At 49.6% G+C, this 919-nt stretch carries 1 protein-coding gene; it reads right to left on the reverse strand.

Annotated elements, in window-relative coordinates; all coding sequences use genetic code 11:
• The coding region (locus C2M35_RS15375) for a transposase (RefSeq protein WP_105265704.1) at positions 1-858 on the reverse strand (858 nt) is incomplete at its 3' end.
• Between the last annotated feature and the right edge of the window lie 61 nt (positions 859-919).

Genomic DNA, 919 nt, shown 5'->3' on the forward strand with positions numbered 1-919 from the left:
CGAGGTGGTCAGGGACAGCCAATTTACTGGGCTAATATCGAGTCGTTCAAGTATGGGGGTTGCGTCAGATGCAATATAACCTGGTTTATCTTCTCGCATACAGCGGCCCGTCCATTCAACCAGCTCTAAGTAACTGCGTAGCACAAAAGGCAGGCCTTTCGGCATAGGCTTACGAGGGTGTCCAACAAAACGCATTAAGGTAGAGGGTTGCTTACCCTTCTTTGCAGCTTCGATTCGGGCTTTCACGCTCGTATAATCGGATTGCTCGGGTAACTCAGCAGCCTTTGCTCGAATCGGGTTTAAATCCACATAGGCTAAGCAGGCAACAAGGGCTGCTTCATCAAGAAGCGCTTGAGATTTAAATCGCCCCTCCCAGAATCTGCCGGTGCATTCATCTTCGCGATTAGCTTGACGGGCAATCCCTTCATTGAGCACTCGCATAAACCAGCTGATATCACTAAGGCGCTTCCGATAAATCAAGATTCGACCTTGTAGAGCGGCCAACTCCGCCATATCTAACGGCTCCCCTTGCACAAACCGTTGACTGAGCAAGGTGCCTTTAAATAGTTTATGCCAACGCAGCAAAATGGCTTTGTCCGTTAAGCGCTGGGCTTTGCACGTATCCACATGCAGCACCACATGGGTATGGTTGCTCATTACCGCGTAGGCACACACATCTATGCAGAAAATACGGGCCAGCTGCAGCAGCTTACTTTCAACCCAATCGCGGCGATGTTCATAAGAGCGGCCGGTCAGTGCATCTTCACCACACAAAAAGGCGCGCCGTACACAGCGAGAAATACAGTGATAATAAGGGGTGTCAGCCAAACTGATTTGGCTTTTTCGAGGTGTTGCCATGATTCACTCCTCCTTGAGTAGAACCCTCAAAGTGTAGTCAAGGAGTCCGTAAGTGTGAAAT

Origin of the sequence: Pseudoalteromonas sp. T1lg76, assembly GCF_002964725.1 — a bacterium.
Taxonomy (GTDB): Bacteria; Pseudomonadota; Gammaproteobacteria; order Enterobacterales; family Alteromonadaceae; genus Pseudoalteromonas.